The organism is Micromonospora sp. KC606 (assembly GCF_004348675.1).
Taxonomy (GTDB): domain Bacteria; phylum Actinomycetota; class Actinomycetes; order Mycobacteriales; family Micromonosporaceae; genus Micromonospora.
Map to the genome: position 1 here is coordinate 1 of NZ_SMKN01000068.1, position 25,373 is coordinate 25,373.

At 73.5% G+C, this 25,373-nt stretch carries 21 protein-coding genes and 2 pseudogenes; 5 read left to right on the forward strand and 18 right to left on the reverse strand.

Annotated features, from left to right (window positions below):
- Window positions 1-157: 157 nt before the first annotated feature.
- The 7 genes from E1193_RS15465 to E1193_RS15495 all read right to left on the reverse strand — a co-directional run bounded on the left by E1193_RS15465 (window position 158) and on the right by E1193_RS15495 (window position 8,216).
- Window positions 158-1,264, reverse strand: a complete 1,107-nt coding sequence (locus tag E1193_RS15465) for a hypothetical protein (RefSeq protein ID WP_132183901.1) — start codon at window positions 1,262-1,264, stop codon at window positions 158-160.
- Between the two features lie 201 nt (window positions 1,265-1,465).
- Window positions 1,466-2,224, reverse strand: coding sequence for a MerR family transcriptional regulator (locus E1193_RS15470; RefSeq protein ID WP_132183902.1), 759 nt, complete (start codon window positions 2,222-2,224; stop codon window positions 1,466-1,468).
- Between the two features lie 93 nt (window positions 2,225-2,317).
- A complete protein-coding gene (locus tag E1193_RS15475) occupies window positions 2,318-4,591 on the reverse strand; it encodes an EAL domain-containing protein (protein WP_207922716.1) in 2,274 nt (757 codons plus the stop codon).
- A 155-nt stretch (window positions 4,592-4,746) separates the two neighbouring features.
- Entirely contained in the window at window positions 4,747-6,255 is a 1,509-nt protein-coding gene (locus E1193_RS15480; RefSeq protein WP_132183903.1) for a hypothetical protein, read from the reverse strand.
- A 46-nt stretch (window positions 6,256-6,301) separates the two neighbouring features.
- Complete coding sequence (locus E1193_RS15485; RefSeq protein ID WP_132183904.1) at window positions 6,302-7,390, reverse strand: hypothetical protein; 1,089 nt, start codon at window positions 7,388-7,390, stop codon at window positions 6,302-6,304.
- Between the two features lie 257 nt (window positions 7,391-7,647).
- On the reverse strand, window positions 7,648-7,881 hold the full coding sequence (locus tag E1193_RS15490) for a zinc-ribbon domain-containing protein (protein WP_132183905.1): 234 nt from the start codon (window positions 7,879-7,881) through the stop codon (window positions 7,648-7,650).
- A 41-nt stretch (window positions 7,882-7,922) separates the two neighbouring features.
- Entirely contained in the window at window positions 7,923-8,216 is a 294-nt protein-coding gene (locus E1193_RS15495) for a hypothetical protein (protein WP_132183906.1), read from the reverse strand.
- Between the two features lie 582 nt (window positions 8,217-8,798).
- Between E1193_RS15495 and E1193_RS15500 the strand changes: the two genes are divergently transcribed.
- Window positions 8,799-9,683 carry a formate/nitrite transporter family protein gene (locus E1193_RS15500; protein ID WP_132183907.1) on the forward strand — a complete coding sequence of 295 codons (885 nt, stop codon included), beginning with the start codon at window positions 8,799-8,801 and terminating at the stop codon, window positions 9,681-9,683.
- Between the two features lie 145 nt (window positions 9,684-9,828).
- On the opposite strand, the gene E1193_RS15505 is transcribed toward E1193_RS15500, so the two are convergent.
- From E1193_RS15505 to E1193_RS15520, 4 genes are all read right to left on the reverse strand, one after another.
- Window positions 9,829-10,683, reverse strand: a complete 855-nt coding sequence (locus E1193_RS15505) for an SRPBCC domain-containing protein (RefSeq protein ID WP_132183908.1) — start codon at window positions 10,681-10,683, stop codon at window positions 9,829-9,831.
- The gene (locus E1193_RS15510; protein WP_132183909.1) at window positions 10,676-11,236 is read right to left on the reverse strand and encodes a helix-turn-helix domain-containing protein; all 561 of its coding nucleotides are present in this window, start codon (window positions 11,234-11,236) and stop codon (window positions 10,676-10,678) included. Before E1193_RS15510 ends, E1193_RS15505 begins: the two co-directional genes overlap by 8 nt.
- 180 nt (window positions 11,237-11,416) lie before the next feature.
- Complete coding sequence (locus tag E1193_RS15515) at window positions 11,417-12,760, reverse strand: class I SAM-dependent methyltransferase (protein ID WP_132183910.1); 1,344 nt, start codon at window positions 12,758-12,760, stop codon at window positions 11,417-11,419.
- A complete protein-coding gene (locus E1193_RS15520) occupies window positions 12,757-14,139 on the reverse strand; it encodes an FAD-binding oxidoreductase (protein ID WP_132183911.1) in 1,383 nt (460 codons plus the stop codon). The genes E1193_RS15515 and E1193_RS15520 overlap by 4 nt, the downstream gene beginning before the upstream one ends.
- A 179-nt stretch (window positions 14,140-14,318) precedes the next feature.
- Between E1193_RS15520 and E1193_RS15525 the strand changes: the two genes are divergently transcribed.
- On the forward strand, window positions 14,319-15,047 hold the full coding sequence (locus E1193_RS15525; RefSeq protein ID WP_132183912.1) for an RICIN domain-containing protein: 729 nt from the start codon (window positions 14,319-14,321) through the stop codon (window positions 15,045-15,047).
- Between the two features lie 41 nt (window positions 15,048-15,088).
- Here E1193_RS15525 and E1193_RS15530 read toward each other — a convergent pair whose 3' ends face one another.
- The 6 genes and pseudogenes from E1193_RS15530 to E1193_RS33785 form a co-directional block, all read right to left on the reverse strand.
- On the reverse strand, window positions 15,089-15,580 hold the full coding sequence (locus tag E1193_RS15530; RefSeq protein WP_132183913.1) for a hypothetical protein: 492 nt from the start codon (window positions 15,578-15,580) through the stop codon (window positions 15,089-15,091).
- A gap of 64 nt (window positions 15,581-15,644) precedes the next feature.
- Window positions 15,645-17,597: a VWA domain-containing protein gene (locus E1193_RS15535; protein ID WP_132183914.1), complete on the reverse strand. Its 1,953-nt coding sequence runs from the start codon at window positions 17,595-17,597 to the stop codon at window positions 15,645-15,647.
- Window positions 17,598-17,600: 3 nt separating this feature from the next.
- Window positions 17,601-19,061: a magnesium chelatase gene (locus E1193_RS15540; protein ID WP_132183915.1), complete on the reverse strand. Its 1,461-nt coding sequence runs from the start codon at window positions 19,059-19,061 to the stop codon at window positions 17,601-17,603.
- Window positions 19,062-19,102: 41 nt separating this feature from the next.
- Window positions 19,103-19,213, reverse strand: a pseudogene (locus E1193_RS15545) (DNA-binding response regulator); the annotation flags it as partial.
- A 171-nt stretch (window positions 19,214-19,384) separates the two neighbouring features.
- Complete coding sequence (locus tag E1193_RS15550) at window positions 19,385-20,119, reverse strand: aldo/keto reductase (RefSeq protein WP_279433346.1); 735 nt, start codon at window positions 20,117-20,119, stop codon at window positions 19,385-19,387.
- A 74-nt stretch (window positions 20,120-20,193) separates the two neighbouring features.
- Window positions 20,194-20,355, reverse strand: a pseudogene (locus E1193_RS33785) (aldo/keto reductase); the annotation flags it as partial.
- A gap of 127 nt (window positions 20,356-20,482) precedes the next feature.
- Here E1193_RS33785 and mgrA point away from each other — a divergent pair.
- A complete protein-coding gene (gene mgrA, locus E1193_RS15555; RefSeq protein ID WP_132183916.1) occupies window positions 20,483-21,472 on the forward strand; it encodes an L-glyceraldehyde 3-phosphate reductase in 990 nt (329 codons plus the stop codon).
- Window positions 21,473-21,493: 21 nt separating this feature from the next.
- Here the strand turns inward: mgrA and E1193_RS15560 are convergent, their stop codons facing one another.
- Entirely contained in the window at window positions 21,494-22,432 is a 939-nt protein-coding gene (locus tag E1193_RS15560) for a lytic polysaccharide monooxygenase (RefSeq protein ID WP_132183917.1), read from the reverse strand.
- A gap of 165 nt (window positions 22,433-22,597) precedes the next feature.
- Between E1193_RS15560 and E1193_RS33790 the strand changes: the two genes are divergently transcribed.
- Both E1193_RS33790 and E1193_RS15570 read left to right on the forward strand, forming a co-directional pair.
- Window positions 22,598-24,739 carry a DUF4153 domain-containing protein gene (locus E1193_RS33790; RefSeq protein WP_279433347.1) on the forward strand — a complete coding sequence of 714 codons (2,142 nt, stop codon included), beginning with the start codon at window positions 22,598-22,600 and terminating at the stop codon, window positions 24,737-24,739.
- Between the two features lie 420 nt (window positions 24,740-25,159).
- The coding region (locus E1193_RS15570) for a sigma factor (protein ID WP_279433348.1) at window positions 25,160-25,373 on the forward strand (214 nt) is incomplete at its 3' end.

Genomic DNA, 25,373 nt, shown 5'->3' on the forward strand with positions numbered 1-25,373 from the left:
GGCCCGAGCCCACCCGCCCACCGGGAACGGAAATCTACTCCAACTGCGGCACCTTGCGCTGTCCACGCCGGGAGAGAGCGCGACCTGGCGCAGACGGAGTCGACCACGTCCCGCCGAGGTCGACCGCCGGGCACGGAGTCGGGGCGGCAGGGCCGGATCAGGTGAACACGGTGCGCCGTACGCCCCTGTGGTCGGCGCAGGCGTCGCGCCGCCCGCCGGTCAGGCTGACCGACCCGTCCCGGCACTGCACCAGGTAGCCGCGTCCGGACCAGAAGTCCCGTACGCAGTCGAAGTGGTCGCAGATCCGGTGGTCGGGGCGGCGGATCCGCTCACCGGCGCAGAAGTCGTACCCCATCGGGTTGGCCGGGGCGCCGCAGCGCCGCTCGCGGGGCGCGGCGTCGCCCGACGGCGAGGGCCGGGGTTTCGCCACCGGCTTGGCCTTCGGCGTGGTCGACGTGGCGGGGGTGGCGGCGACGGCCCGTTCGGCGGCGGAGCGCACCGGCGGGTCCGAGTCCAGGACGGCCACCGGCACGGCCAGGGTGAGCGCGGCCGCGACGACCACGGTGCGACGCCCGCCGGGAATCCGGGCGGTGAGCCGGGCCTGGCCCGGGGTGGCGATCGCCGGACGGAACGGCCGGTTCTGGTCGTGTTCGGCGATCAGCTCGTCGAGCTGCGCGAGCACGGTGTCACGCTGCTCGATCGCGTCGGCGAAGGCGAGGGTGAGCACGAACCGGAAGTCGACCGCCGCCGGGGCCGGCAGGCGCAGGCCGGTGGTCCGCTTGCGGTCGAGGACCTCGATCAGCGTCACCGGGGCCGCCGGGTCGTGGGACAACCCGGTCATCTTCCCGTACGCCCAGTCGCGCCGGCCGCTGCCGCCGAGGAACACCAGGCGACGGTTGGTGACCACGGCCATTCCGGCGTCGACGGCCCGGACCCCGTCGGGGGGCCGGTGCCGCAGCGGCGCCGGGTGCGGCTCGACGGTCAGCTCGGGGGCGGGCAGCACTATGGTGTGCCGCAGCTCGACCAGTTGGGCGGCGGGCCAGGCCCGGAGCACCTTCTCGCCGTGGTCGAGCGCCAGGGGAAGGCCACGGCCCGCCGCCGTCGAGCCGCGCAGGTCGAGGGCGAGGGTACGCAGCCGCCGCAGCTCGTCGTCGTGCCGCCGCCAGGCCGCCTCGGCCTCGCGGTGGCGGCGCTGCCGGCGCTCGTTCTGCCTACCCGCCCAGTTGTAGCGCCAGGTGGAACCCGTCGAATCAGTTTCTGCCACGCCGACTCCTCCGCCGCGCGAGCCACCAATCGGGGTGTCGTACGGGTTAACAGCCGACCAGCACCGACGGAACCGGCACCAGGCTCCTTTCACCCGATCGGGTGATCACCTCGGATGAGCCACCGCCCGCTGCGGGTCAGGGGCGCGGGCCCTGGTGGACCGATCGGTTCACCAGGGCCCGGCACGGTGGCGTGTAGCGGGTCAGTCGCGGGCGATCGCGTTGGCGCGGATCGCCTCGGCGAGGTAGGCGGCCATGCCCGGCGCGAGTGTCTCGAAGTACGCGGTGAACCGTGGGTCCGCCACGTACGTGTCCGCCAGGCAGGTGTGGATCTCGTACGAGCAGTCGTAGAACCACTCGGTGATGAGCCGCCGGTGCTCCTCGGCCAACGCCATCGCCTCTGCCGAGTCGGCCGGCGCCCCCGAGGCCATCACCGCCACGAAGCGGCGGCCCCAGTCCTCGTTGGCCGCCTTGTTCCGCAGCCAGTCCTCCTTCGAGTAGCTGGCCGTCCGACGGGCCGACTCCCGGTACGCGTCGGTGTCGCCCCAGCGCTGCTCCACCTCCTCGGCGTGCGCATCCGGGTCGAAGTCGCCGAAGACCTCGAACCGCTCCTGCGGGGTGAGCCTGATGTTCATCCTCTTCGCCTCCATCGCCATCTCGATCGCGGCGACCATCTCCTGGAGCTTGCCGATCCGGCCGTTGAGCAGCTCGTGCTGCCGGCGCAGGTGCGCCACCGGGTCGGCGTCCGGGTCGTCGAGGATCGCCGCGATCTCCTCCAGCGGGAACCCCAACTCCCGGTACCAGAGGATCAGCTGCAGCCGCTCCAGGTCCGCGTCGTCGTAGCGGCGGTAGCCCGCCGCGGTGCGTCCGCTGGGCGACAGCAGCCCGATCTCGTCGTAGTGGTGCAGCGTCCGGACCGTCACCCGGGCCGCCTTCGCCACCTGCCCCACCGTGTACGTCATGGGTTCCCTCCCTTCCGCGACCAAGGCTCCCGCCTCCCGCTGCGTGAGGGTCAACCCCGATTCTCCGCCGGCCCGCCGCCCTTGCCCGAAAGATCAGGCGGGAGTGCGGTGGAGGGTGGTGAGTGCGCCGGGGCGGCCGTAGCGGTAGCCCTGGCCGTGGACGCAGCCGATCGCCGTGACCGCCGCGTGCTGCCCCTCGGTCTCCACCCCCTCGGCCACCACCGCCAGGTCGAACGCCCCGGCCAACCGGGTCACCATCTCCACCGTGGCGTACGCGCGGGTGTCGGAGTCGAGCCGGGCCACGAACGAGCGGTCGATCTTCAGCTCGGTGGCCGGGATGCGGTGCAGGTAGCTCAACGACGAGTAGCCGGTGCCGAAGTCGTCGATGGCGATCCGGATGCCCAGCTCGCGCAGCTGCGCGAGGCGTTCCAGCACGGCCTCGCTGCCGTCGATCAACGCCGACTCGGTCAGCTCCAGGGTCAACGCGCGGGGAGCCAGGCCGGCGCCGGCCGTGGCGGCGGTGACCGTGGCGATGAGATCCGGTCGGCGCAAATGTGCCGCCGCGATGTTCACCGCCACCGTCGCATCCGGCACCCGCTGCCGCCAGGTCGCGGCAGCCCGGCACGCCTCGTGGATCACCCAACGGTCCAGCGGCACCACCAGCCCGGTCTCCTCCGCCAGCGGCAGGAACGCCGCCGGGTTGAGCAGCCCCAGCCGGGGATGCCGCCAGCGGACCAGCGCCTCGGCGCTGCGCACCTGGCCGGTGGCCAGGTCGACGATCGGCTGGTAGTCCAGGTGCAACTGCCGCTCGTCGACCGCCCGGCGCAGGTCGGCGATCAGCTCCGCCCGGGTCACCGCCGACTCGCGCAGCGCCGGCGTACAGACCCGGTAGGCGGCCTTCCCGGCCGCTTTCGCCGCGTACATCGCGATGTCGGCGTCGCGCAGCAGATCGGTGTGGGAGGCGTGCTGCGGGCCGTACTCGGCGATGCCGATGCTGGCCGACGGGTGTATGCCGACGTCCTCCTCACCGGGTGACGGTTGCAGGGCGGTGAGCAGCCGCTCGGCGAGCCGCTCCGGGGCGACCGGCCGGCCGCCGTCGATTAGCACCGCGAACTCGTCACCGCCGAGCCGGGCGACGGTGCCGTCGTCGCCGACCGCCGCCCGCATCCGGCCGGCGATGCTGGTCAGCAGGGTGTCCCCGGTGGCGTGCCCGAACCGGTCGTTGACCTGCTTGAACCCGTCCAGGTCGAGGATCAGCACGGCGACCGGCGGCCCGTCGCGCAGGGCCCGGCGCAACCGCCGGGTGAACATCAACCGGTTCGGCAGGCCGGTGAGCTGGTCGGCGTACGCCAACTGGCGCAGCCGGGCGACCAGCCGCAGGTTCTCGTTGGCGGCCAGGCCCTGGCGCATCGCCAGCGCCCCCAGCAGCGTCATCATGCCGATGAAGATCAGGTGCGGGGTCTGCCCGGTCGGGCGGCGCGCCAGCACCACGGCGACGATCGCCCCACCCACCGGCACGTACGGCAGGGCCACCCGCCACCACGGCGGCAGCGGTGACTCACCGATTTCGGTGGCGCCGGCGCAGGTCGGCGGCGGCGGGTGGACCGCCGCCACCCCGATCAGCAGGTAGCTCAGCGGCCAGCACAGGTCGACCGGGTGCCCGGGGGCGTAGCTGCCGCCCACGACGAGCGAGACGTAGACCACGTCGGCCACGGACCGGACGGCCAGGCTCACCCCGATCAGCGTCATCGGCCGCCACACCGGCCGGGTCGGGCCGGCCACCGCGACCAGGACGGTCAACTGCATCAGGTCGAGCATCGGGTAGAGCAAACCGTAGCCGTGCAGCGGATCGGTTAGATCGGCGGCGGTGATGTCGTGGAACACCACCACCCAGCCGACCGGGACCAGGGCGAGCCCGACGATCACCCCGTCCAGCAGGGCGCGGGCCTGACCGACGCGGCTGCGGGGAGCCGACAACGAGCAGAGCAGCGCGGCGGTGCCGGTGATGATGCTGGCGGTGAAGATCCCGCCGACCAGCGCGGTGTGCGGCAGCTCGTCGCTGCCGAGACGCCCGGCCGCCCACACCGTACGGCCGGCTGCGGCGAGGCCCATCGTGACCGCGAGCAGCACCCAGAACCGACGTAGTGGGGTGGGATGCCGGCGGGCCGCGCTCGCGCAGCCGGTGGCGGCCAGGCTGGCCACCGTGATCGCGCCCAGGTCGCTGGCGAGCGCCGCGTCCGGCAGCCCCGCCAGCAGCCAGAGCGCCTCGACGAGCACCACCGCCGCCGCGACGGCCACCCCCGCGCGGCGCAGCGGTGCGGCAGGTAGTGGTGCGGCAGGTAGTGGTGTGACGGCCTCGGGCTGCACGGTGATCGCTCCGGCTCCCTCTCCTGTGCGCACCTCAAGGCTGAGGACCGGTCACGGACGGGCGAACCACCGAAGCCTAGCCACCGCCCGTGCGCCCCGCCAGAGCCGACCGGCCCCCTGCGGACGTCAGGTCGGCTGCGCCGCCGCGCCAGGCGTCAGGACCAGTCCTCCGCCGCGTCGCCGTCGGTCGGTCGCTCCGCCGTGGACGTCGGTGGGCCGCCGTGCGTCCAGGGGGTCTCCTCCGGGGCCGGGAACGCCCCCGCCGGCAGGAACCCGTCGGAGAGCGTGGTCAGGCAGAGCCGCTCCCCCACCTCGGGCACCGTCCCGGGCGGTGCGGTCAACCCGCGCCCCATCCCGCCGGAGAGCTCCAGCACCACCTCGGTCTTGCCGTCGGCCGCCGGGGTCAGGAACACCACCTTCGCCTTCTGCGCCGGCCGCGCCGGGGAGAACAGCGTCGTCCCCGCCGGCACCAGCACCGGCTCGGTGGTCACCACCTGGATGCGCGGGCGCAGCACCGGACGCCGGCCGCTGTCGTCCACCCGCTTCGGGTCTGCCAGAACCACGTCGCCGACGAACGCCTCACCGGTCAACCGGTGCTCGGCCATGACGAGCGGGTCGTCGTAGGCGCGCTGCACCGCGTACGAGGCCAGGGCGCGTTCCAGCCGGTGCAGCCGCACGGCGGCCGCCACCGCGCCGTCGCGCCGGGGCTGCGGGCCGCCTGCGGCGTCGAGGTGTTCGGTGTGGCCGGTGAAGGCGTCCTTGTCGCCGTCCCAGCGGGCCGCCACCCGCGCCCCCGGCGGCAGGGCGCGCAGCAGCCCCACGCCGCGCCACATGAGCTCCCAGGTGGGCGCGAGCTGGTCGCGCAGCACCCGTTCCAGCTCCGCGTACGCCGCCGCGCGGGCGGCCGGGTCGTCCTCGGTCCGCGCGTACGCGGCGATGGCCGGGGCGAGCACCCGGTTGTCGAAGTCCGGGTCGGTGGCCGGGCCGGCCGGCGGGCAGACTCGCGGATCCTCGGCCCTGGCCGCCGCCTGCGCCCCGGTGGACCCGGCCGGCGGGTCGATCCAGCCGAGCAGCGCCGGCAGATGCTGGTCCTCCACGGTGCTCTGCCCGGTGGCCCAGTGCAGGGTCAGCGCGTCGGTCAGCGCCACCAGCGCCGACGAGCCGGGCTGCTCGGCCCGCTCGGCCAGGAAGGTCAGCCAGCGCCCGAGAAGCGGCACGTCGGGGTGCACCGGATGCTCGCCGTCCGGGCGACGGAACCGTGTGGAGCGGCCGAGCAGCCGCAGGAACGTCACCCCGGCCGGGTTCGGCACCAGCAGCTGCGGCGCGTCCACGTACCGGTGCCGGACGTCCCGGCCCCGGTCCACCGGCACCGCCTCGGACACCGTGTGGTACCGCGCCAGGTACGGCAGCACGACCGTGGCCAGTTCGGCGGCGAACCGGAAACGCTGGTCCCGGTTGCGGGGTTGCGGCACGACCAGCAGCCGCGCCGTGTCCGGGGCCGTGCCGACCAGTGTTGCCAGCGGGGCGTTCGCCTCGCCGGCGAGCGCCAGCGGCACCAGCACCAGCGGTCGCTCGGCCAGGTGCAGGTGCCGGACGGTGGCCACCGGCTGGGCCACCCCGGTGGCGACGGCCTGCGCCTTGGCCAGCGCGCGGAGGGTACTCACGCCGCCCGTCCGGTCTGCGCCGCCGGGGCGAGCACGCCGGGCGCGCTCACGCGGGGTCTCCGGCGAGGGCGTCGGCGCGCAGCCGGGCCGCGGCCCGCAGCAGGGCGGCGGCCTCGGCCCGCTCCGGTAACGCGGCGCGTTCGCCGGTCGCCAGGGCGAGCACCTCGGACACCTCCTCGACCCCACCGAGTGCTTCCCGCACCGCGCGGCCCAGCGCCCCGGTGTGGCCGCGCGCCTCGTCCCGGCAGAAGTACGCCAGCTCGCAGGTGGCCAGGCACTCCGGCGCGTAGCGGGCCTCGACGGTGCGCAGCGCGGCGGTCAGCGTGGTCGTGTCGGCGGCGGGGTCGGCGGTGAAGTCCGGCGGCACGGCGGCCAGCAGCACGTCCAGCCGGGCCATCCGTTCGAGCTGCCGACGCAGCACCAGCAACTGCTTGCGCACGTCGAGCAGGCTGGCCATCGGCCGGTTGGCGAAGTCGCGTGGGCAGACCAGCACCACGTCGTGGGAGACCAGCTCCGGATCCTGCCCCTGGCCGGCCAGCAGCTCGCGCAGGGCCAGCACGTAGACGGCCGACTGGATGGCGGCGGCGGCCACCTTCGCCGGGTCGGCCTGGCCGTCGATCACGGGAAACGACTTGATCTCGACCACGTGGAACCGGCCACCGAGGCGGGCGGCGACCAGGTCCGGTTCCAGGTACACCCGCTGCCCGGCGACGTTCAGCCCGAGCAGCGGGTGGTCGAACAGCGCCGCATCCGGCCCGGTGGCGGTCAACGCCCGGCGCGACCGCTCCTGCCGGTCCGGCAGGGCATCGTCGCCGCCCAGGTCCGTCCAGTCCGCCCGCTGCGGCACCGGTACGCCCAGCCGCTGCGCGACCAGCCGCAGCAGCTCCACCCCGCCGTCGGCCTTCACCTGCGCCTCGAACGCGTTGCCCCGCGCGATGGCGAAGCGGGACTGCCCGAAGCGGGCCGGGAAACCGATCCGCTCGGCCAGCTTCGGCTTGTCGACCCCGGCGCCGTCCAGCACGGCCCGACGGGCGCAGCCCGGGTTGCCGCTGAGCGCGGCGATGGTGCGGGCGTTGTGCCGTTTCGGCGGCACGTCACCCCGGATGGCGGCCAGGCGCTGCGCGGTGCTCGTCACGATCCGCCAGGATAGGCGCTCACCGCCGGTTCGGCCCGGACGCGGGCGGTCGACCAGCACGGCAGTCAGCGCCAGGTCAGCGCTCAGCCGACCGGTTCCAGGGCGATCGGGGCAGCCGCGCCCCGGCGAGCGGCCGACTACGGCGGCGCCGGCGACGGCCCGGGGTGCAGGGCGGCCGGGGCACGGTGTGCACGGGCGCCACCGGCGGTTCGACGGGTTGCCGGCCGATCAGCCAGCAGAGGAAGCGTGCCATCGCCTCAGCCGACCGGAAGGCGACGCGCCTCGTCCTCGGAGATGGCGTACTCGGCGCCGCAGAACGAGCACTGCTGCACGTAGCGGGTCCGCACCGGGATCAGTGGGATGAAGAAGAGGGTGAACTTCGTGGACCGGCGCGTGACCACCTGGGCGGCCAGGTTGCCGCAGTTGCGGCAGACGGCGGTGGCCACCCCCGACCGGCTCACCGTCGTGCGGAGTCCGAAGATGAAGAACATCGCCGGCCTGTACCCCACCGGCGACGGTTGAATCCCGGATCTCAGGAAGTGGTCCGTCGCCAGGGGCGGCGGGAGTCGAGTTCGGTGGCGAGCAGTTCCAGATAGGCACGGAACGCCTCCTCCGTGTGTGGCGTCGGCAGCTCGTCGGTGAGCGGACCGCGGTGCCGCCGGGCCTGGGCGATCGCCGCGGCGTAGACGCGCGGGCCGGCCGCGAGGCTCCGTCGCTCGACCATGGCGTCGGCCATCCGGCTCGCGGCGACCTCGTCCAGGACCCGGGTGAAGATCAACCCGTAGAGGATCTGGTTGACGACACCCTTCCAGTCGTCGCGGGGCATCGCTGGCCTCCTCGGTAACCGCCTCGCCGGGTCGGGGTGACGATGACATGATCCACCCGTGTCGGCCGGTGATCCGGTGGACCCGCCGGACCGGCGGGTTCTCGTCACCCGGGGACAACCTCGGGCACCTTTCGACGACGCGGCCGGCCTCCTGGCCGCCGACATCAGACGATAAGCCAGCACGCACGCGGATCACGCCGACGGGAATTCCTTGGGTGGGAGTCTCCGGATCGGGGCCCCGCTCCGGCGGGCCGCGTCGCTGACGGCCCCGGGGATCCGTGGGGCGCCGGGGCCCGTCCCGTCCGACAACGCCGACGTTGCGCATGCGCGACACATACGGAGTCTCCTGCGGACGCCGCCGTCCCTGACGGCGATCCCCGGCAGAACCACACTGAATGTTACGGCCAGGTTACGCCTTGCGTTCATTCGCGGTCATGGACAAGTGAGCTCTACGTGACCGGATCATTCACCCTTCGCAACACGGTGGGAATCCAGGGTTCACAGACTCGGTCGAGCACCGGGCTCGTCACGGTCCGACAGGTCCCGCTGCCCCCACCTGGTCCATCGCGAAGGAGCGACGTCATGTCGTATGTGAAGCCAGGAGACCTAGCCGTCAAGATGATCGACGCGGGCGAGGCGAAGGTCTTCATGGCCGCTCGGGACACCTTGATCCGCGCGTACATGGCCGGCGCGATCCTCGCCCTGGCCGCGGCGTTCGCCGTCACGATCACCGTGAAGACGGGTGAGCCTGTCGTCGGGGCCATCCTCTTCCCGGTCGGGTTCTGCATGCTGTACCTACTCGGGTTCGACCTCCTGACCGGCGTGTTCACCCTGGTTCCCCTGGCACTGATAGACAGGCGCCCCGGCGTGCGGTTCCGCTCGGTGCTGCGCAACTGGAGTCTCGTCTTCGTCGGCAACTTCGCCGGAGCCCTCACCGTCGCCCTCATGATGGCCGTGACCTTCACCTTCGCCTTCACCGCCGAACCGAACGACGTCGGTCAGGCGATCGGCAACATCGGCGAAGGTCGTACGGTCGGCTACGCCGAACACGGTGCCGCCGGCATGCTGACCCTCTTCATCCGGGGCGTGCTCTGCAACTGGATGGTCTCCACCGGCGTCGTCGGAGCGATGATGTCGACGAGCCTCTCCGGCAAGGTGATCGCCATGTGGATGCCCATCCTGGTCTTCTTCTACATGGGGTTCGAGCACTCGGTCGTGAACATGTACCTGTTCCCGTCCGGACTGATGCTCGGGGGCGACTTCTCGGTCATGGACTACCTCGTCTGGAACGAGATCCCGACCGTCATCGGGAACCTGGTGGGCGGTCTGACCTTCGTGGGTCTGACGGTGTACGCGACCCACGCCCGCACCGGCACGATGCGGAACCGACCTGTTTCCCCAGCGCCCGGCGCCGCCGCTGTGAAGCACGTGGCGGCGCAACCGGAGGTCCGCGTCCCGACCGGGTGAGTACCCGCCCGGCGGGGGCCGGGCCGACGGGTGGCCCACACCGCGAGCCCCACACCCCGGCCAGGCCCGGCGTCGAACACCGGGTTCGAGGGTGTCGGTGCCGCACGCCGGTGTGGGCCGTGTCCACGGCCCACACCGGCAGCGGTCAGGCACCGGCGGGGACGTCCTCCTGCACCCAGATCGGCTGCCAGTCGGCCATCTCGTGGTAGCGGCGTAGCTCGGACAGGCCGGCGAGGGTCCCCGTCCAGCCCGGGTACGGCGGGTTGTCCTCGTCGAAGCCGCTCGACACGAAGGTCAGCTTGGTCTTCCCGTCGGAGCCGTCCAGCTCCCAGGTGCCGACCCCCATCGGTCCCCAGTCCACAACGAGCTTCCGCTCCGGCTCCAAATCGACGATCTTCGCGGCGCCCGGGGCGTCGAGGCCGCCCATGGCGTACCGGCCGCCGACCCACGGCTCGATCCCGATCGGGTACCCGAACCAGGCGCTGGCCTGCTCGGAGTCGATCAGCGACTGCCACACCTTGTCGACCGGGGCGGCGATCAGCAGCTCGCCGCGCAGCTCGGCGGAGGTGAAGTCGGTACGTGGCATCGGCTCCCGCCCCTCCAGGTACGCGTTGAGGTTGGCCAGCGCCAGGCTCCACCAGGTCTGGAGCACGCCCCGAATGCTGCTGCCGTCGAACATTTCGGCCATCCGGAAGTGGCTCTGGGTGAGGGTGAGCAGGGTGCTCTCCGGCGTCTCGGCGGCCAGCGACAGCTCACTGGTGGTCTCCACCCCGTCGAGCAGCCAGGCGAAACGAAGGGTGTGGTCGCCGGCGTGCAGCAGCCGTTGGTGCGGCGCGTCACCCTCGGGCGTGTGGCGGCCCCAGAACTCGTACCGGTGAGGCAGCTCGACCTCGGCGTGCTCGGTGAGCCAGGCGCGCAGCGCGGCCGGGTCGGTCAGCGCCCGCCACGCCGCCTCGACCGGCGCGGCGAGCCGGACGACGATCTTCATCGGATCAGTCACGGGTTTCCCCCTTGGGATAGCAGGCAACGGCGAGCTTGAAGGCGTCCCCCTCGGTGCCCCCGTAGCGGGTGAACAGGTCCTGCAGCGTGGACTGCAGGTCGCGCAGGAACTCCTGCCGGCGCTCGGCCGGCACCCGGATCTCGCCGGAGACCCCGACAGAGGGCAGCTCCGGCGCGGTCCGGTCGAGCGCGGCGACGTCCGCCTGAACCTCCTCCATCAGGTCGAGCAGGTAGCCGAGGCTCAGCTCGTCCCGGGCCCGGCGCAGCCCGCCGACCCGGCCGACCAGCCGGGGCGAGAGCCAGTACGACCGGGCGGCGGCCTGGTAGATGCCCTCGCTGATGCCGCGCACCTTGCGACTGTCGACCTGCTCGGCCAGGCCGGCAGCCACCAGCTGTTTGACGTGGTAGTAGACGCGCTGCGGCGTCTGCTCCAGCCGGGCGGCGACCTCGGTGCAGGTGCGGGGCTCGGCCAACTGCCGGAGCACCTCCACGCGCTGCGGCTTGAGCAGGATCTCAGCCTGCTCGATCTGATCCAGGTACAGGACGTCTCTCATAGCAAAAACAATCCTGTACGTAAAAACTGATTTTGTCAACGGGTTCGACGAAGGCCGCGCCGGACGGCGCGGCGTTCGTCGAACCCTCACGGCATGGCCGGTGTCCACCTCACGGCATGGCCGGTGTCCACCTCACGGCATGGCCGGTGTCCACCTCACGGCATGGCCGGTGTCCACGGCTCACGGCGTCCAGTCGGGACGCATCGGGTAGCCGTTCACGCCCTGCGACCCGTTGCGGGTGGCGAGAACCTGGTGCAACTGGATGCCGTTGGTCTCGAAGGCCAGCCGTGACCCGGCCAGGTACAGCCCCCAGACCCGGGCTCGACCCTGACCCACCTCGGCGACGCAGAAATCCCAGTGCTCCACCAGGTTGCGGCACCAGGCCGCCAACGTCAGCGCGTAGTGCTGGCGCAGGTTCTCCTCGTGGTGCACCTCCAGGCCGACGTCGTGGATCTCGCCGATCAGCCGGCCCGGCCCGGCCAGCTCACCGTCGGGGAAGACGTACCGGTCGATGAAGGCTCCGGACCGGTGCGGGGCCCGGTTGTCGGCCCGGGTGATGCAGTGGTTCAGCAGCCGACCCTCCGGGCGCAGCCGTTCCCGCAGCGCCCCGAAGTACGCCGGATAGTTGCGCACCCCGATGTGCTCGGTCAGCCCGATCGAGGAAACCGCGTCGAACTGTTCGCGCGGGGCGTCCCGGTAGTCGAGGTGCCGCACCTCGGCCAACCCGGTCAACCCCTCCCGCTCGATCGCCGCCTGCGCCCACTGCGCCTGCGCCCGGGACAGGGTCACCCCGAGGGCCCGCACGCCGTACTCGCGGGCCGCGTGCCGGACCATGCCGCCCCAGCCGCACCCGACGTCCAGCAGCCGCATCCCCGGCCGCAACGCCAGCTTGCCGGCGACCAGGTCGTACTTGGCCGCCTGCGCCTGCTCCAGGGAGTCGGTGGGGCTGCGGTAGACCGCGCAGGTGTACGTCATCGACGGGCCGAGCACCTTCTCGTAGAAGGCGTTCGACACGTCGTAGTGGTGTGCGATCGCGGAGCTGTCCCGGGTCCGGGAGTGCCTCAGCCCGGTCATCACCCGCCGCCAGCGCGGCTGCGCCTCCTGGGGCGGAGGTGGTGGCGGCAGCAGCCGCTCCCAACCCAGCCCGCGCACCAGGGCCAGCCCTTCCGCCACCGACGGCGCCCGCAGCCGCAACTCGTCCTTGAGCACCCGCAACGCCTCGTACGGGTCGCCCGGATGCACTCCCTCCAGACCCAGGTCACCGCTGACGTACGCCCGAGCCATGCCCAGGTCGCCGGGCGCGGTGAGCAGGTACGACAGGCCCCGCTCGGAGCGGATGACCAGGCTGATCCCGGCGTCGGCCGGACCGGTCGCGCTGCCGTCGTACGCCGTGATGCGGACCGGCAGGTCCCCGGCGGTGACCGCGCGGATCACATCCGCCACGGTCGTCCCCGGACGCCGGCCCCTCGCCGGCGGCACTTCCGGCGTGGCCGCCGCCCCCTGTTCCCGATCGGTGAGGCTCATCTTCGTGCTACCGCCTTCTCGTACAGTCCCGTGAGCCGGTGATCCGGGTCGTAGCGGTCCTTCACGGCACGCCAGACGTCACCGCCGTAGAGCCGGTCGAACGCTTCCCGGTCGTAGTACGCGTCCGAGTAGAGCGACTTGTGGCCGCCCGCCTCGGACACCGCCCGCTCTATCGAGCGGTTGACGTCGCCGTCCGCCGCACCCTCGGCGATCGGCACACTTCCCCAGAAACCGATGTTCACGTAGCTGCGCCCCGGGTGCAGCGGGTACAGCGGCCAGGCCCGAGCCGAGCCGGGCCCGGCCGGCTCCCGCAGCCGCAGCGGGCAGAGCCAGACCGGGGTCATCCCCACGCGCCGGGCGAACCAGCGCAGGAACTCGGCCGTCCCCTCCAGCGGGATCTCCACGTCCTGCACCACCCGCTCCCGGGCAGGCCGCCCGCGCCAGCGGTCCACCCGGGCCGCCACCCGGTGCCGGTGCTCGAGGCGGACCAGCCGGTGGTAGACGTCGCTGCGCCGCCACCGCGCCGGCCAGAGCCGGCGGATGACCGGGTGCTGTACGCCGAACGCCGACGAGCACCAGAACCAGTCGGTGTCCCAGCGCCAGAGGTAGTGGTACGTGGTGAGCGCGTCGCGGGTGCGCCCGCGCAGCGAGCGGTAGTAGATGTCCTGGCCGGTGTAGTCGCTCAGCCCGGGCGCGTCGTCGGTGAAGGTGGCGAGCACCAGGTACGCCTCACCGGGGCTGAACATCACCCCGTCCATCGCGTCGACCGGTTGCCCCTCCCACTCGCCCTTGAGGATCACCTCGCCGACCGCGTCGGTCAGTTCCTCCAGCCGGGCGAACCGCACGTTGCGCAGCACCACCGCGTGCCGTACGGGTTGCAGCTCGATGCGCAGCCGGGTGGCGTAGCCGAGACTGCCCAGCGAGTTGGGGAAGGCCGCGAAGAGGTCGGCGTGCTCCCCGTCGGGGCGGGCGGTGACGAGGTCACCGGCGCCGGTGAGCATGTCCAGTTCGGTCACCGACTCGTGCGGCAGACCGTTACGGAACGACGTCGACTCGATGCCCAGGCCGGTGACCGCACCGCCCAGGGTGATCGTGCGCAGCTGCGGCACGACCAGCGGCATCAGCCCGTACGGCAGGGTGGCGTCCACGAGATCCTCGTAGGTGCACATGCCCTGCACGTCGGCGGTGCGGGACCGTGGGTCGACGGCGAGCACGCCGTCGAGGCCGGAGACGTCCAGCCCGGGGGCGCCGACGGCGGCCCGGGGGCGGAAGAGGTTGGAGGTTCGTTTGGCGAGGCGTACGGGTTGCCCGGGTGGCACGGCCGCGTACGACCGCCGCAACGTCGCCACCGCCTGCCCATGATCACGCAGAGCGCGCATGAGGTCACCTTACGCGTCGCACGCACTTCTCGCGGGATGTCCACGGTGGCCGTTTTCGCGCCTGGCGACCGGACATCCACGTCACCTCGGTGGCCGGGAAGAAGGTCGCGGTCGTCGACTGGGTCACCACCGGGTGGGCCGGGTGGCCGCCGACCCGGTCGGTGGGTCACTATGCCCTAATGTCCGTCCCCGACGCACACCACGACCCGTCCGGCACCGTCTACGCGGGCCGCCGGGCCGCCCGCCCCGGTCTGCCCCGGGACCCGCTGCTGCGGGTCGCGCTCGCCACCGGGCTGGTCGGCGTCCTGCTTGGGATCTTCTTCGCCACCGGCGTGCTCGGCGGCGACGACGAACCCCCGGTGACGCCGGCCGCGGCCGTGCCCGTTCCCGCCTCTTCGCCCGGCGAACCGGCGTCCGAGAGCCCCGAGCCGGCGCCGACCTCGGCCTCGCCGTCGCCCTCCGCGTCGCCGAGCAGCCCGCCGCCGCGGGCGCCGCTGACCGGGCCGAAGGTGCTGCGCTCCGCGGCCTCCGGGCTCTGCGTCGGCACCGACGGCGACGGCGAGATGGCCGAGGCCGAACTGGCCCCGTGCACCGGCGGGCCGGAGCAGCAGTGGGTGGTCAACCAGGTCGCACCCGACGTGTACACCCTGACCAACGCGGCACACGGCCAGTGCCTGGACGTCGAGGCCGGCAGCGGCGACGACGGCGCGAAGCTGCTCCAGTTCCCCTGCCACGGCCAGGCCAACCAGCAGTGGCGACTGATCGGCGGCAGCGGCGGGCCGATGCTGATGGTCGCGCTGCACTCCGGCAAGTGCGCCCAGCCGAAGGACGGCGACCTCAATGCCGGCGCCGAACTGCGCCAGGTCCCCTGCACCAGCGCCGCCCCGCAACAGTGGACGGTCAGCTGACCGGTCATCCCCGGTCGCCGTCACCCGGCCAGCGGGCGGCCTCAACGGACGGGTGCCACCACGCCCCCGCCGGCGGCCCGCAGCATCCGCAGTTGGGCCAGATGCTTGGGCAGGTGGACGCGGGTGTGCAGGTCCAGGGTGCGTGACCACGGCAGCGGCTCGTCCACCCGCAGGTCGAAGCCCTCGCGCAGGTGCGTCTCGACCGGCGTGTCAGCGGTCGGGCCCAGCCGCTCCACCAACGCGCAGAGGCCGCCGCTGGTGGCCCGCAGCCGGACGGCCAGCCCGGCCAGCCCGCCGTACTCGACGACCAGCGCGTCCAGCTCCCCGCGGTGGACGGACTCCAGGTCGTAGTAGGCGAACGGCGAGCCGACCAGCACCGCCTCGGTCGCCTCGCTCATCAGTTCGTCGTTGGCGACCAGATGCGCCACGATCTGCTCGGCGCTGAGGTGCCCCGCCGGCGGCGGCCCGAACCCGCCCGCCGCCACCTCGGCGAGCAGCTCCTCGTACGCCCGCCGCAGGCCGCCGCTGTCCATGGCCCCAGTCAACGTGCCCCGGGCCGGACGCCACCGGCACGGCGGGCGGGATCACCCGGACGGGTCAGCGGCGGCCCCGCCGGGCGCGCAGGTAGTCGGAGACGACGTACTCGCCCAGGTCGGCGACGTCGGGGGTGAACATGCGGCCCTTCGAGCGGCGGGCCACCGCGTCGACGAACCGGCGCAGGCCCGGGTCGTCACCGAGCATGAACAGGTTGAGCGTCGTGCCGTACCGGGTCAGCCGGTCCACCTCGCGGACGGTGGCCTCGATCGTCTCCGGCAGCGGCGGCCAGTGGAAGTACGCCTGCCCGTCGTCCGGGTCCAGGTGGGCGGTCGGCTCCCCGTCGGTGACCACCAGCACCACCGGCTCCGCGCCCGGGTGCCGGCGTAGGTGCCGCCCGGCCAACCGCAGCGCGTGCTGGAGGTTGGTGCCCTGTTGGAGGTCCGGTTCCACCGCCGCCAGTTCCTGCCGGGACAGCGTCGTCGCCTCCAGGCCGAACCCGACGATCTGCAACGCGTCCTGCGGAAACCGGGTCGCCACCAGGTGCGACAGCGCCAGCGCCGTCTGCTTCATCGGCCCCCAGCGACCCTGCGAGACCATCGAGTACGACAGGTCGACGCAGAGCGCCACCGCCGCCGACGACCGCCGTTCGGTCTCCGCCACCTCGAAGTCCTCGACCGCGAGCGGCACCGGCACCCTCGGGCCGGCCCGGCGTACCGCGCGGGAGAGGGTACGCACCACGTCCAGCGGCTGCTCGTCGCCGTACTCCCACGGGCGGGACCCGCCACTCACCTCGCCGGCCGCGCCGGCCGCCCGCAGGTCGTGCTGGCCGCGCGGGCCGGCGGTCAGGTCGGCGAAGACCTTCCGCAGCGCCGTGCCGGCGAGCCGGCACAGCGCCTTCGGGCTCAGCGTCAGCCCGTCGGAGTCCCGCGCCACCCAGCCCTGGCGGCGCAGCTCCCGCTCCAGCTCCCGCAACCGGCGTACGTCGTCGGCGGCGTCCCGACCCAGCGTCCGGGTGACCGCCTCGACGTCCACGTCGTCCAGGGTGGCCCCGGGATGCCCCTGGTCCAGAGAGTCCAGCAGCTCGTCCAGCTCCGCGATCTCACCGAGCGCGCCGGTGGCCTCGCCGTAGCCGAGCGGCTGCTCGCCCCGGACCCGCTCCCCGCGCCGCCAGTTCAGGTCGGGCCGCAACGCCCGCAGGTGCGCGTCGAGCGCGGTCAGCTCCCCGGCCAGCCGGTCACCGAGGGACTGGCGCATCAGCCCGGCCAGCTCCGCGCGCTGCCGCTCCGACAGCGACCGCAACAGCCGCTCGCCGGCCGCCGAGCGGCGGGCCAGCACGTCGACCAGTTCGTCGACGTCCTTCGGCCGCTCCGGAAAGAACTCGCCGTGCCGGCGCATGAACTCCGCGAACGCGTCGGTGGTGTCCTCGGCGCGGGCGTGCCGGGCCAGCAGGTCGTTCAGGTCGCGCATCATCCCGGCGAGCTGCCGCTGCACCTGCGGGTCGGCGGTGGCCCGCGCCGCGTCGCGCAGCCCGGCGAACCGCTGCTCCAGCACCTCGCCGCGCAGTCCGTCGAGAATCCGCTGGTACGTGGCCCGCGCCTCCGCGCTGGCCCACTGGTACGAGGACAGCTCCGCCACCGCCCGGGCGGTGGAACCGGGCAGATTGTCCAACACCGTCTCGGCGAAGCGCGCCTCGTCGTCGTCCCGGCCCCGCAGCTCGTCGCGCTCCGCCGCGAGGGCCTGGTCGAGCAGGGCCCGGGCCCGGGTGACGGTGCCGTCCAGGTCGCCACGGCGCAGCGCCTCCCGGCGCAGCCTCCGGGCCCGGGCGGTCAGGTCGTCCAGGCCGCCCCGGCCCTGCGGGCCGCGCCGCAGCAGGTTCCGCAGCGCCTCGCGCAGGCTGCCGCCCGCGAGGACCTCCGCGCCGACCTCGTCCACCGCGGCCCGCACGTCGTACGGCGGGGCGAGCGGGTCGGGCCCGCCGCGCCACTGGCCGTACCGGGACCGGTTGCCGGCCACCCGTCAGCCCCGGCCGCCGTAGACGGTCCGCCCCGACTCGGTGACGTCCTTGCCGAGGCGGCGGGTCAGGTGCAGCCCTTCGAGCACGAACTCGACACCGGCGGCGGCCTGCTCGGGGGTGGGCGCGTCGCCCAGGCCGAGCCGGTCCAGCGCCTTCGCCAGTCCGGGCACGGTGCCGACCTGACGCAGCAGCTCGGCCGAGGAGACCAGCTCACCTGTCTCGATCACGGCGCCCTCCGCGACCAGGGCGGTGAAGCCGGACAGGTCCAGCCCGGCCAGCCGGGCCCGGAACGTCTCGGCGGTGGCGGTGCGCAGCAGGTGCGCCAGGATCTCGATCTCCCGCCCCTCCTCGCCGCTCTCGAACTCCACCTTGCCGCGCAGGGTCGAGGTGACGGAGACGGCGTCGCCGACGCGGGCGACCGGAGCTTCGCCGCGCGCCTCCTCGGAGGCGGAACCGGCGAGCAGGCCGGAGCGGCGCAGCGCGGCGGCGGCAACCGTCTCCGCGGCGGCGATGGCGAACCGGGCGGAGACGCCGGAGCGCGGGTCCACCGACGGCGACTCGCGTACCGCCCGGGCGAACCGGGCGAGGACCTCCAGCACGTGCTCGGGCACCTCGGCGACCAGGTCGGCCTCCTGCCGGACGAGCGCCAGCTCCAGGTCCACGTCGACCGGGTAGTGGGTACGGATCTCCGCGCCGAACCGGTCCTTGAGCGGGGTGATGATCCGTCCCCGGTTGGTGTAGTCCTCCGGGTTGGCGCTGTCCACCAGGAACAGGTCCAGCGGCAGCCGCAGCTGGTAGCCGCGGACCTGGATGTCCCGCTCCTCCAGCACGTTGAGCAGCGCCACCTGGATCCGCTCGGCCAGGTCGGGCAACTCGTTGACGGCGAAGATCCCCCGGTTGGCGCGGGGCACCAGCCCGAAGTGGATGGTCTCCGGGTCGCCGAGGGTACGCCCCTGGGCCAGCCGGATCGGGTCGACGTCGCCGATCAGGTCACCGACGCTGGTGTCGGGGGTGGCCAGCTTCTCGCCGTAGCGTACCGAGCGGTGCAGCCAGTCGACCGCCAGGTCGTCGCCGGCCTCGGCGACCAGCGCCCGGGAGGCGGGGGTGAGCGGGTGCAGCGGGTGCTCGTTGAGCACCGAGCCGTCGATCACCGGTGTCCACTCGTCGAGCAGCGCCACCAGCGAGCGGATGAGCCGGGTCTTGCCCTGGCCGCGCTCGCCGAGCAGCACCATGTCGTGGCCGGCGAGCAGGGCCCGCTCGACCTCCGGCAGGACGGTGTCGTCGTAGCCGACGATGCCGGGGAAGCGGTCCTCGCCGGTCCGCATCCGGGCGAGGAGGTTGGCACGGAGTTCCCGCTTGACGGTCTTGTACTCGTGCCCGGCGGCCTTCAGCGCGCCGAGTGTGCCCGGCAGGTCGGCGGGCGGGACCGGGAGAGCCTGGTTGGGCGCAGTCACCCGACCCACGCTAGCTCAGAATTTCCGCACCGCCCGGGGGCGGTCCCGCCCCCGTGCGCCGCCTCGCCCACCACGCGCAGGTCCGACTGGACGTTCACGATCGCCCGCAGGCCGATCCGGACCAGTTCGTCGTCGTCGACGATCAGCACGTCGACGGTCACGCGGTCGCCATTCTCGGTGCGGGCAGGGTGGCTCGGACCCGCCAGTGCTCCCCTCGGAGCCGGCGTCGAGCTGCCCGCCGAGCAGGAGCACCCGCTCCCGCATGCCGTCCAGCCCGCTCCCGCCGCCCGCCGGCCCGGTGGTGCCGCGCACGGCGTTGCGGGGAGATCGGGTCAGCGGGCGCGCAGCCGGGCGCGGACCATCCGCGGTACGGCCGCCAGGCCGGTGACCGGACGGAAGGCGCGCGCGGCGGCGACCAGCGCGGCGTACTCGTCGTCGGCCAGGTCGATCTCGGCGGCGGCCGCGTTGCGTTCCATCTGCTCCACCCCGGACGCACCGGGTATGGCCACCACGTTCGGGTGCCGCAGCAGGTACGCCAGCGCGATCTGGCTCGGCGTGGCGTCGTGCGCGTCGGCCACCTCGCGCAGGGTCGCGATGAGTTCGGTGCCGCGCGCCAGGTTCTCCGGCAGGAAGTACGGGTTGCCCCGGCGCACCGCCCCGCTCGGCGGGTTCGTGGCGTCGTAGCGTCCGGAGAGGAACCCCTGCGCCAACGGGCTGTACGCGATGACGAGCCGGCCGGCCCGCTCCGCGTACGGGATCAGATCCTCCTCGGGGCCACGGTCGATCATGCTGTAGCGGACCTGGTTGCTCAGCACCCGGCGGCCCAGCGCGGCCTCGGCGAACCGCCACCGGCGCAGGCCGTAGTTGCTGACGCCGACCTCGCCGACCAGCCCGACGTCCTGCAGGGTGCGCATGCCGCTCATGGTGGTGGTGTCACCGACCACCGGGTTGGCCTGGTGCACCTGGTAGAGGTCGATACGGTCGACACCGAGCCGGGCCGCGGAGGCGACCGCCCGCTGCTGCACCACCGGAGCGATCGGCAGCAGCGGAAAGATCTTGCTGGCCACCACGGCCTTCGCCGGTCGTCACCGAGCGCCCCGCCGAGGATGCGCTCGCTGCGGCCGAAGCCGTACAGCTCGGCGGTGTCGAAGAGGGTGACCCCGAGCTCGAGCGCACGTCGCACGATCTCGGCGGCCCGGCGCTCGTAGTCGGGGCCGTAGCCCCACTCGGGGGAGCCGAACTGCCACGTGCCGAGGCCGATTTTCGAGATCGGCTTGGGGGTGTCGAGCCGGACGTAACGCATGGCTCCGAAACTACCCCCCGCCGTTGTGCCCGCACGCCGGCCGGCATCTCCGTCTCCCCGTCCACCGACCGGGAGCTGCCCCGGCTCCGCTACGAGCTGCACCCCGGGCGCGGTTAGGGTCTCTGGCGTGACCTACCTCGCCAGCGACGACCGTTACCACTCGATGAGCTACCGGCGCAGCGGCCGGAGCGGGCTGAAGCTGCCCGTCATCTCCCTGGGCCTGTGGCACAACTTCGGGCCGGACCGGCCCTTCGAGCGGCAGCAGGACATCGTCCGCCGCGCGTTCGACCTGGGGATCACCCATTTCGACCTGGCGAACAACTACGGGCCACCACCCGGTGCCGCCGAAGAGGCGTTCGGCCGGATGCTCGCCACCGACCTGAAGCCGTACCGGGACGAGCTGGTGGTCTCCAGCAAGGCCGGGTACCTGATGTGGCCCGGCCCGTACGGCGAGTGGGGCTCGCGCAAGAACCTCGTCGCCTCGCTGGACCAGTCGCTGCGCCGGATGGGCCTGGACTACGTGGACGTCTTCTACTCCCACCGCTTCGACCCGGACACCCCGCTGGAGGAGACGATGGGCGCGCTCGACGCGATCGTCCGCTCCGGCAGGGCGCTCTACGTCGGCGTCTCCAACTACGACGCCGAGCAGACCGCGCGGGCCGCGGCGATCCTGCGTGACCTGGGCACCCCGCTGCTGATCAACCAGCCGCGGTACTCGATGCTCAACCGCCGGATCGAGGACGACGGCCTGCTCGACACCCTGGCCGGGGTGGGCGCCGGCTGCATCGCGTACAGCCCGCTCGCCCAGGGCCTGCTCACCGACCGCTACCTGGCCGGCGTCCCCGAGGATTCCCGGGTGCGCACCAGCGTGTTCCTCAACGAGAGCGACCTGACCGAGGAGAAGCTGACCACCATCCGGGGGCTCGGCAGGGTCGCCGAACGGCGCGGCCAGACCCTCGCCCAGCTCGCGCTCGCCTGGGCGTTGCGCGACGCGCGGATGACCAGCCTGATCATCGGGGCGAGCAGCGTGGCCCAGTTGGAGACGAACGTCGCCGCGGCCGGCAACCTGGACCTCGCCGCCGAGGATCTGGCCGAGATCGACCGCCTGCTCGGCTGAGCCGGCGCCGGCGACCCGCCGTCACCAGACGCGGCGGCGGCCGGCACGGTGGTTGCGTACCCCACAGGGGCGACCCGGCGGCGGGGCGCTGGGCCGGCGCAGCCGCAACACCACGATCGCGGCGAGCAGCACCGTGCCGGCCGCGGCCCCGCTCGCCATCAGGTAGGTGTCGTCACGCAGCCGGGACACCGCCGCCACCGGTACGCCGCCCGCCTCGGTCACCACCGGCTCCGTCGTGCCCGTGGGCACGGCGGTCGGCTCGGGTACGCCCGCCGAACCGGGCGGCCCGGCCAGCACCTGCGAAGCGGTGACGTCGGTGGTCGGGGACTCGGCCGTCGGCTCGACGAAATCCACGTCCGAGCAGGAGTAGTAGGTGTCGGCGCTGTCGGAGTTCTGCCACACCGTGTAGATCAGGTGCCGACCGGTCAGTCCGACGGGCAACCGCCCGGTGAACTCGTACGCGCCCTTGCGCAGCGGCGGGTCGGTCACCGTCACGAACGGGCGCTCCGACAGGTCCGCCCAGGTGAGCCGCTTCCGTGGGTCGTAACCGGGCAGCGTGGCGTAGAGCCGGAAGGTGCCCTCGTGCGGGATGGTGCCCGCGTAGCGAAATGCGAAACCCGCCCCGGCGGTCACCTCGGTCGCCGGCCAGTCCTCGCGGGTTAGGTCCAGCCCCCGGTACGCGGAGAGGCCGCCGCTGCACAGCTCGCCGTCGGGGATCTTCTCCCGGTCCCGGCCGGCGACGCCGTACTGCCGGATGTTGTCCCACTCGCGCAGCGCCGCACCGGCCTTCAGCGCGGCCCGGCAGGCCGGTGTCGAGGCGTGCTCCCCGGCCGGGCCGCAGGCCGCGTTGCGGCTGACCGGGCTGGTGGCCGCGCCGTGCGCCGCGGCCGGCGCCGCGGTCGGCAGGACGGTCGCGGCGCAGACCGCGACCACGGCGAGCACTCGACGTACGGGCTTCAAGGTGGACCTCCCGGGCACTGGTACGGACGACGGGCGGCAAAGGTTCACCGCCAGCGCCCCAGGCGCGCCACCTCCGGGCTGTGCCACCTGCCGGGGTTGCGGGGGCGGCGGGCCGGACGGGGTTGGCTCTACAGTGACCACACCTCATTGATCAAGGAGCGTGCCGTGTCCGAGCCGCCACCACCGGACTCCCCCGGAGCCATCACGCCCTCTGGCGGGAACGACCGTCCACCGAACCCCGGCCCGACGCCGTACCTGCTGGTCATGCCGACCGCGGACGGCGCACCGCCGAACCTGGTCTGGCCCGGCCCGGAGGGCCAGCCCGGGTGGGCCATCCCGGTCGCCGTCCCACCCGGCACCCGCGGGTTCGCGGTGTTCGTACCTTTGGTGCCGGCGACCGGTGACCCGGGCCCCGCCCCCGTGGTCCCCGTCGTGGCCGCGGCGGCCACCGTCGCCGGCCCAACCGGCGAGCCGGGCGGCCCGGCCGTCGAGGCCTCGGCGACGCGACCCACGTCGGCTCCGGACCCGTCGACCGGTACCCCCACAACCGCCCCCGCCGGAGCAACCGGTACCGGGGTGACCGACGCCGCCGGGGCCGGGGCGACCGAGGCCGGCACGCCGGCCGGGGCGACCGCACATGCCGCTGCCAGGCCGCCGGCCAGCGCCGATGCCGGCCCGGCGTCCGTCGCCGGTCCGACCGCACCGGCGCGTCCCGGCCCGGTCACCGCACCCACGCCGCCCGACGGGTCACCCGCACTGCAGTACGGCGGGCCGCCGGTCTCCTGGGCGCCCCGGCCGATCCCGCCGGCCCCGGGCTTCCTCCAGCGGTGCTGGCCCGGCCCGAGACCGGCCACCGGCTGGGCGGCGCCCGCCGCCGTCGCGGCCGGGGCGTTGGGCGTGGCCTCCCTCGTCCCGCTGGGCCGGGTCGGTGTCGGCTGGTTCCTGGGCTGGCTCGTGCTGACCGTCGCGGTGATCGTCGCGGTACGGCGCAGCACCGCCGGGTTGCCCCGCACCGAACGTCTGGTCCGAGCCGGCTGGTCGGGGGCGGCGCTCGCGCTGCTGGCCGTGCTCGCCTTCCGCAATGCCTGGTGGCTGGTGACCTTCTGCGTGCTCGGAGCGCTCGGCTGCGCGGCGCTGGCGATCATCGGGGGCAAGCTGGTCCGCTCGATCCTCTACAGCATGGTCGCGGCCCCGTTCGCGGCCTTCCGAGGGCTGCCGTGGGTGCGCCGGCATCTCACGGCCGCTCCCGACGCGGGGGTGTTCAGCCGAGTGGGTTGGTCGACGGTCGCCACCGTGCTCGTGCTGCTGGTCTTCGGTAGCCTGCTCTCCTCCGCCGACGCCGCGTTCTCCGAGGTCCTCGGCGTGGTCGTGCCGGAGATCAACGTGAGCGGCGTGTTCCGGTGGGTGTTCCTGGCCACGGCGGGCGGCCTGGTCGCCGTCGCCGCCGTCTACACCCTGGCCGCCCCGCCGAACCTCTCCACAGTGGACCGGCCCGGCGAGCGCCGGTGGGGCATCATCGAGTGGGCCCCGGCCATCGCCGCGCTGACGGCGCTCTTCGTCGGCTTCGTGGCGGTGCAGTTCACCGTGCTCTTCGGTGGGCAGCGGCATGTCCTGCGCACCGCCGGGCTCAACTACGCCGAGTACGCCCGCAGCGGTTTCTGGCAGCTCGTGGTCGTCACCCTGCTCACCCTGGCGATCGTCGGTGGGGTCAGCCGGTGGGCGCTGCGGGAGCGCCCGGCGGAGCGCGTTCTGCTGCGGGTGCTGCTCGGCCTGCTCAGCGCGCTCAGTGTGGTGATCGTGGTGTCGGCGCTGTCCCGGATGTACACCTACCAGAAGGTCTACAGCTTCACCGGTGAGCGGATCTTCGTGATGGCGTTCGAGCTGCTGCTCGGGGCGGTCTTCCTGATGATCCTGGCGGCCGGCGTTCGCTGGCGGGGGCGGTGGATCCCCGGGGCCACAGTCGGCCTAGCCGTGGCGATGCTGCTGGGGTTGGCCACGCTCAACCCCGAGGACTACGCCGCCCGCCGCAACATCGCCCGGTACGAGCAGACCGGCAAGATCGACGCCTGGTACCTGCGGGCGCTCTCCGCCGACGCCACCCCGGCGCTGGTCACGCTCCCCGACCGGGTCCGCCGCTGCACGCTGAGCTGGATCGACGACGACCTCGACCAGCCGGACCCGTGGTACGCCTGGAACCTGGGCCGCGCCCGGGCCAGGGCCGAACTCGACCGGCTCGGGCCGAAGGCGATCGGCGGACAGAAGGACTGCAAGGCCGCCGACCAGTTCGACCTGCCCAAGACGCGCTGACCCACCGCGCCGCCGCGGTCCCCGGGGCCGTGGCGGCGTCGCGCGGACGGTGAGCCGACGCCGGGCCGAAGCCGACAGCCAGCCGGGCCGGGGGACGCGGCGCTGTCGCGGACGACCAGTTCGGTGGCGGACTCGACACGCGGGCTCTCGATTCCTCTCGTCGCGCGGCACGGTCCGTGCCGCCGACATGCTCATCCGGGGTAGCCGCCCCGGTGCCACCTGGTCCGCCAGTCGTCGGCCTGGCGAGCCACCAGGTCGCTGGAGGCGACGATGGCGGCGGGCGGGTCGGGCAAACCAGCGGTGTCGGGCCTGCCGTCGTCCGCAGCCCGTGGACCGCCACCGCGCCGATTTCGTCGCGTCGTGCAACCCCCGGCACCGCAGCCGCCGTGACTATCCCGGTATCGGTGATTGGAGGACGGCATGGGCGACCGCGACGCGGCGTTCGCGGAGTACTTCACGGCCAGGTCGGAGGCGATGCGCGGCACCGCGTACCTGCTCTGTGGCGACTGGCACCGGGCGGAGGACCTGGTGCAGACCGCGTTCACGAAGCTCTACCTGGCCTGGCACCGAATCTCCCGGCACGAGGTGCTCGACGGCTACGTACGCCAGATCCTGGTCCGGGCCTTCCTCGACG

Excerpts from the sequence above, each read along its gene's own strand:
- E1193_RS15470 (WP_132183902.1), bottom strand. The coding sequence starts at position 2,224 with ATGACGTACACGGTGGGGCAGGTGGCGAAGGCGGCCCGGGTGACGGTC.
- E1193_RS15490 (WP_132183905.1), bottom strand. The coding sequence starts at position 7,881 with ATGTTCTTCATCTTCGGACTCCGCACGACGGTGAGCCGGTCGGGGGTG.
- E1193_RS15495 (WP_132183906.1), bottom strand. The coding sequence starts at position 8,216 with ATGCCCCGCGACGACTGGAAGGGTGTCGTCAACCAGATCCTCTACGGG.
- E1193_RS15500 (WP_132183907.1), top strand. The coding sequence starts at position 8,799 with ATGTCGTATGTGAAGCCAGGAGACCTAGCCGTCAAGATGATCGACGCG.
- E1193_RS15510 (WP_132183909.1), bottom strand. The coding sequence starts at position 11,236 with ATGAGAGACGTCCTGTACCTGGATCAGATCGAGCAGGCTGAGATCCTG.
- E1193_RS15515 (WP_132183910.1), bottom strand. The coding sequence starts at position 12,760 with ATGAGCCTCACCGATCGGGAACAGGGGGCGGCGGCCACGCCGGAAGTG.
- E1193_RS15520 (WP_132183911.1), bottom strand. The coding sequence starts at position 14,139 with ATGCGCGCTCTGCGTGATCATGGGCAGGCGGTGGCGACGTTGCGGCGG.
- E1193_RS15525 (WP_132183912.1), top strand. The coding sequence starts at position 14,319 with ATGTCCGTCCCCGACGCACACCACGACCCGTCCGGCACCGTCTACGCG.
- E1193_RS15530 (WP_132183913.1), bottom strand. The coding sequence starts at position 15,580 with ATGGACAGCGGCGGCCTGCGGCGGGCGTACGAGGAGCTGCTCGCCGAG.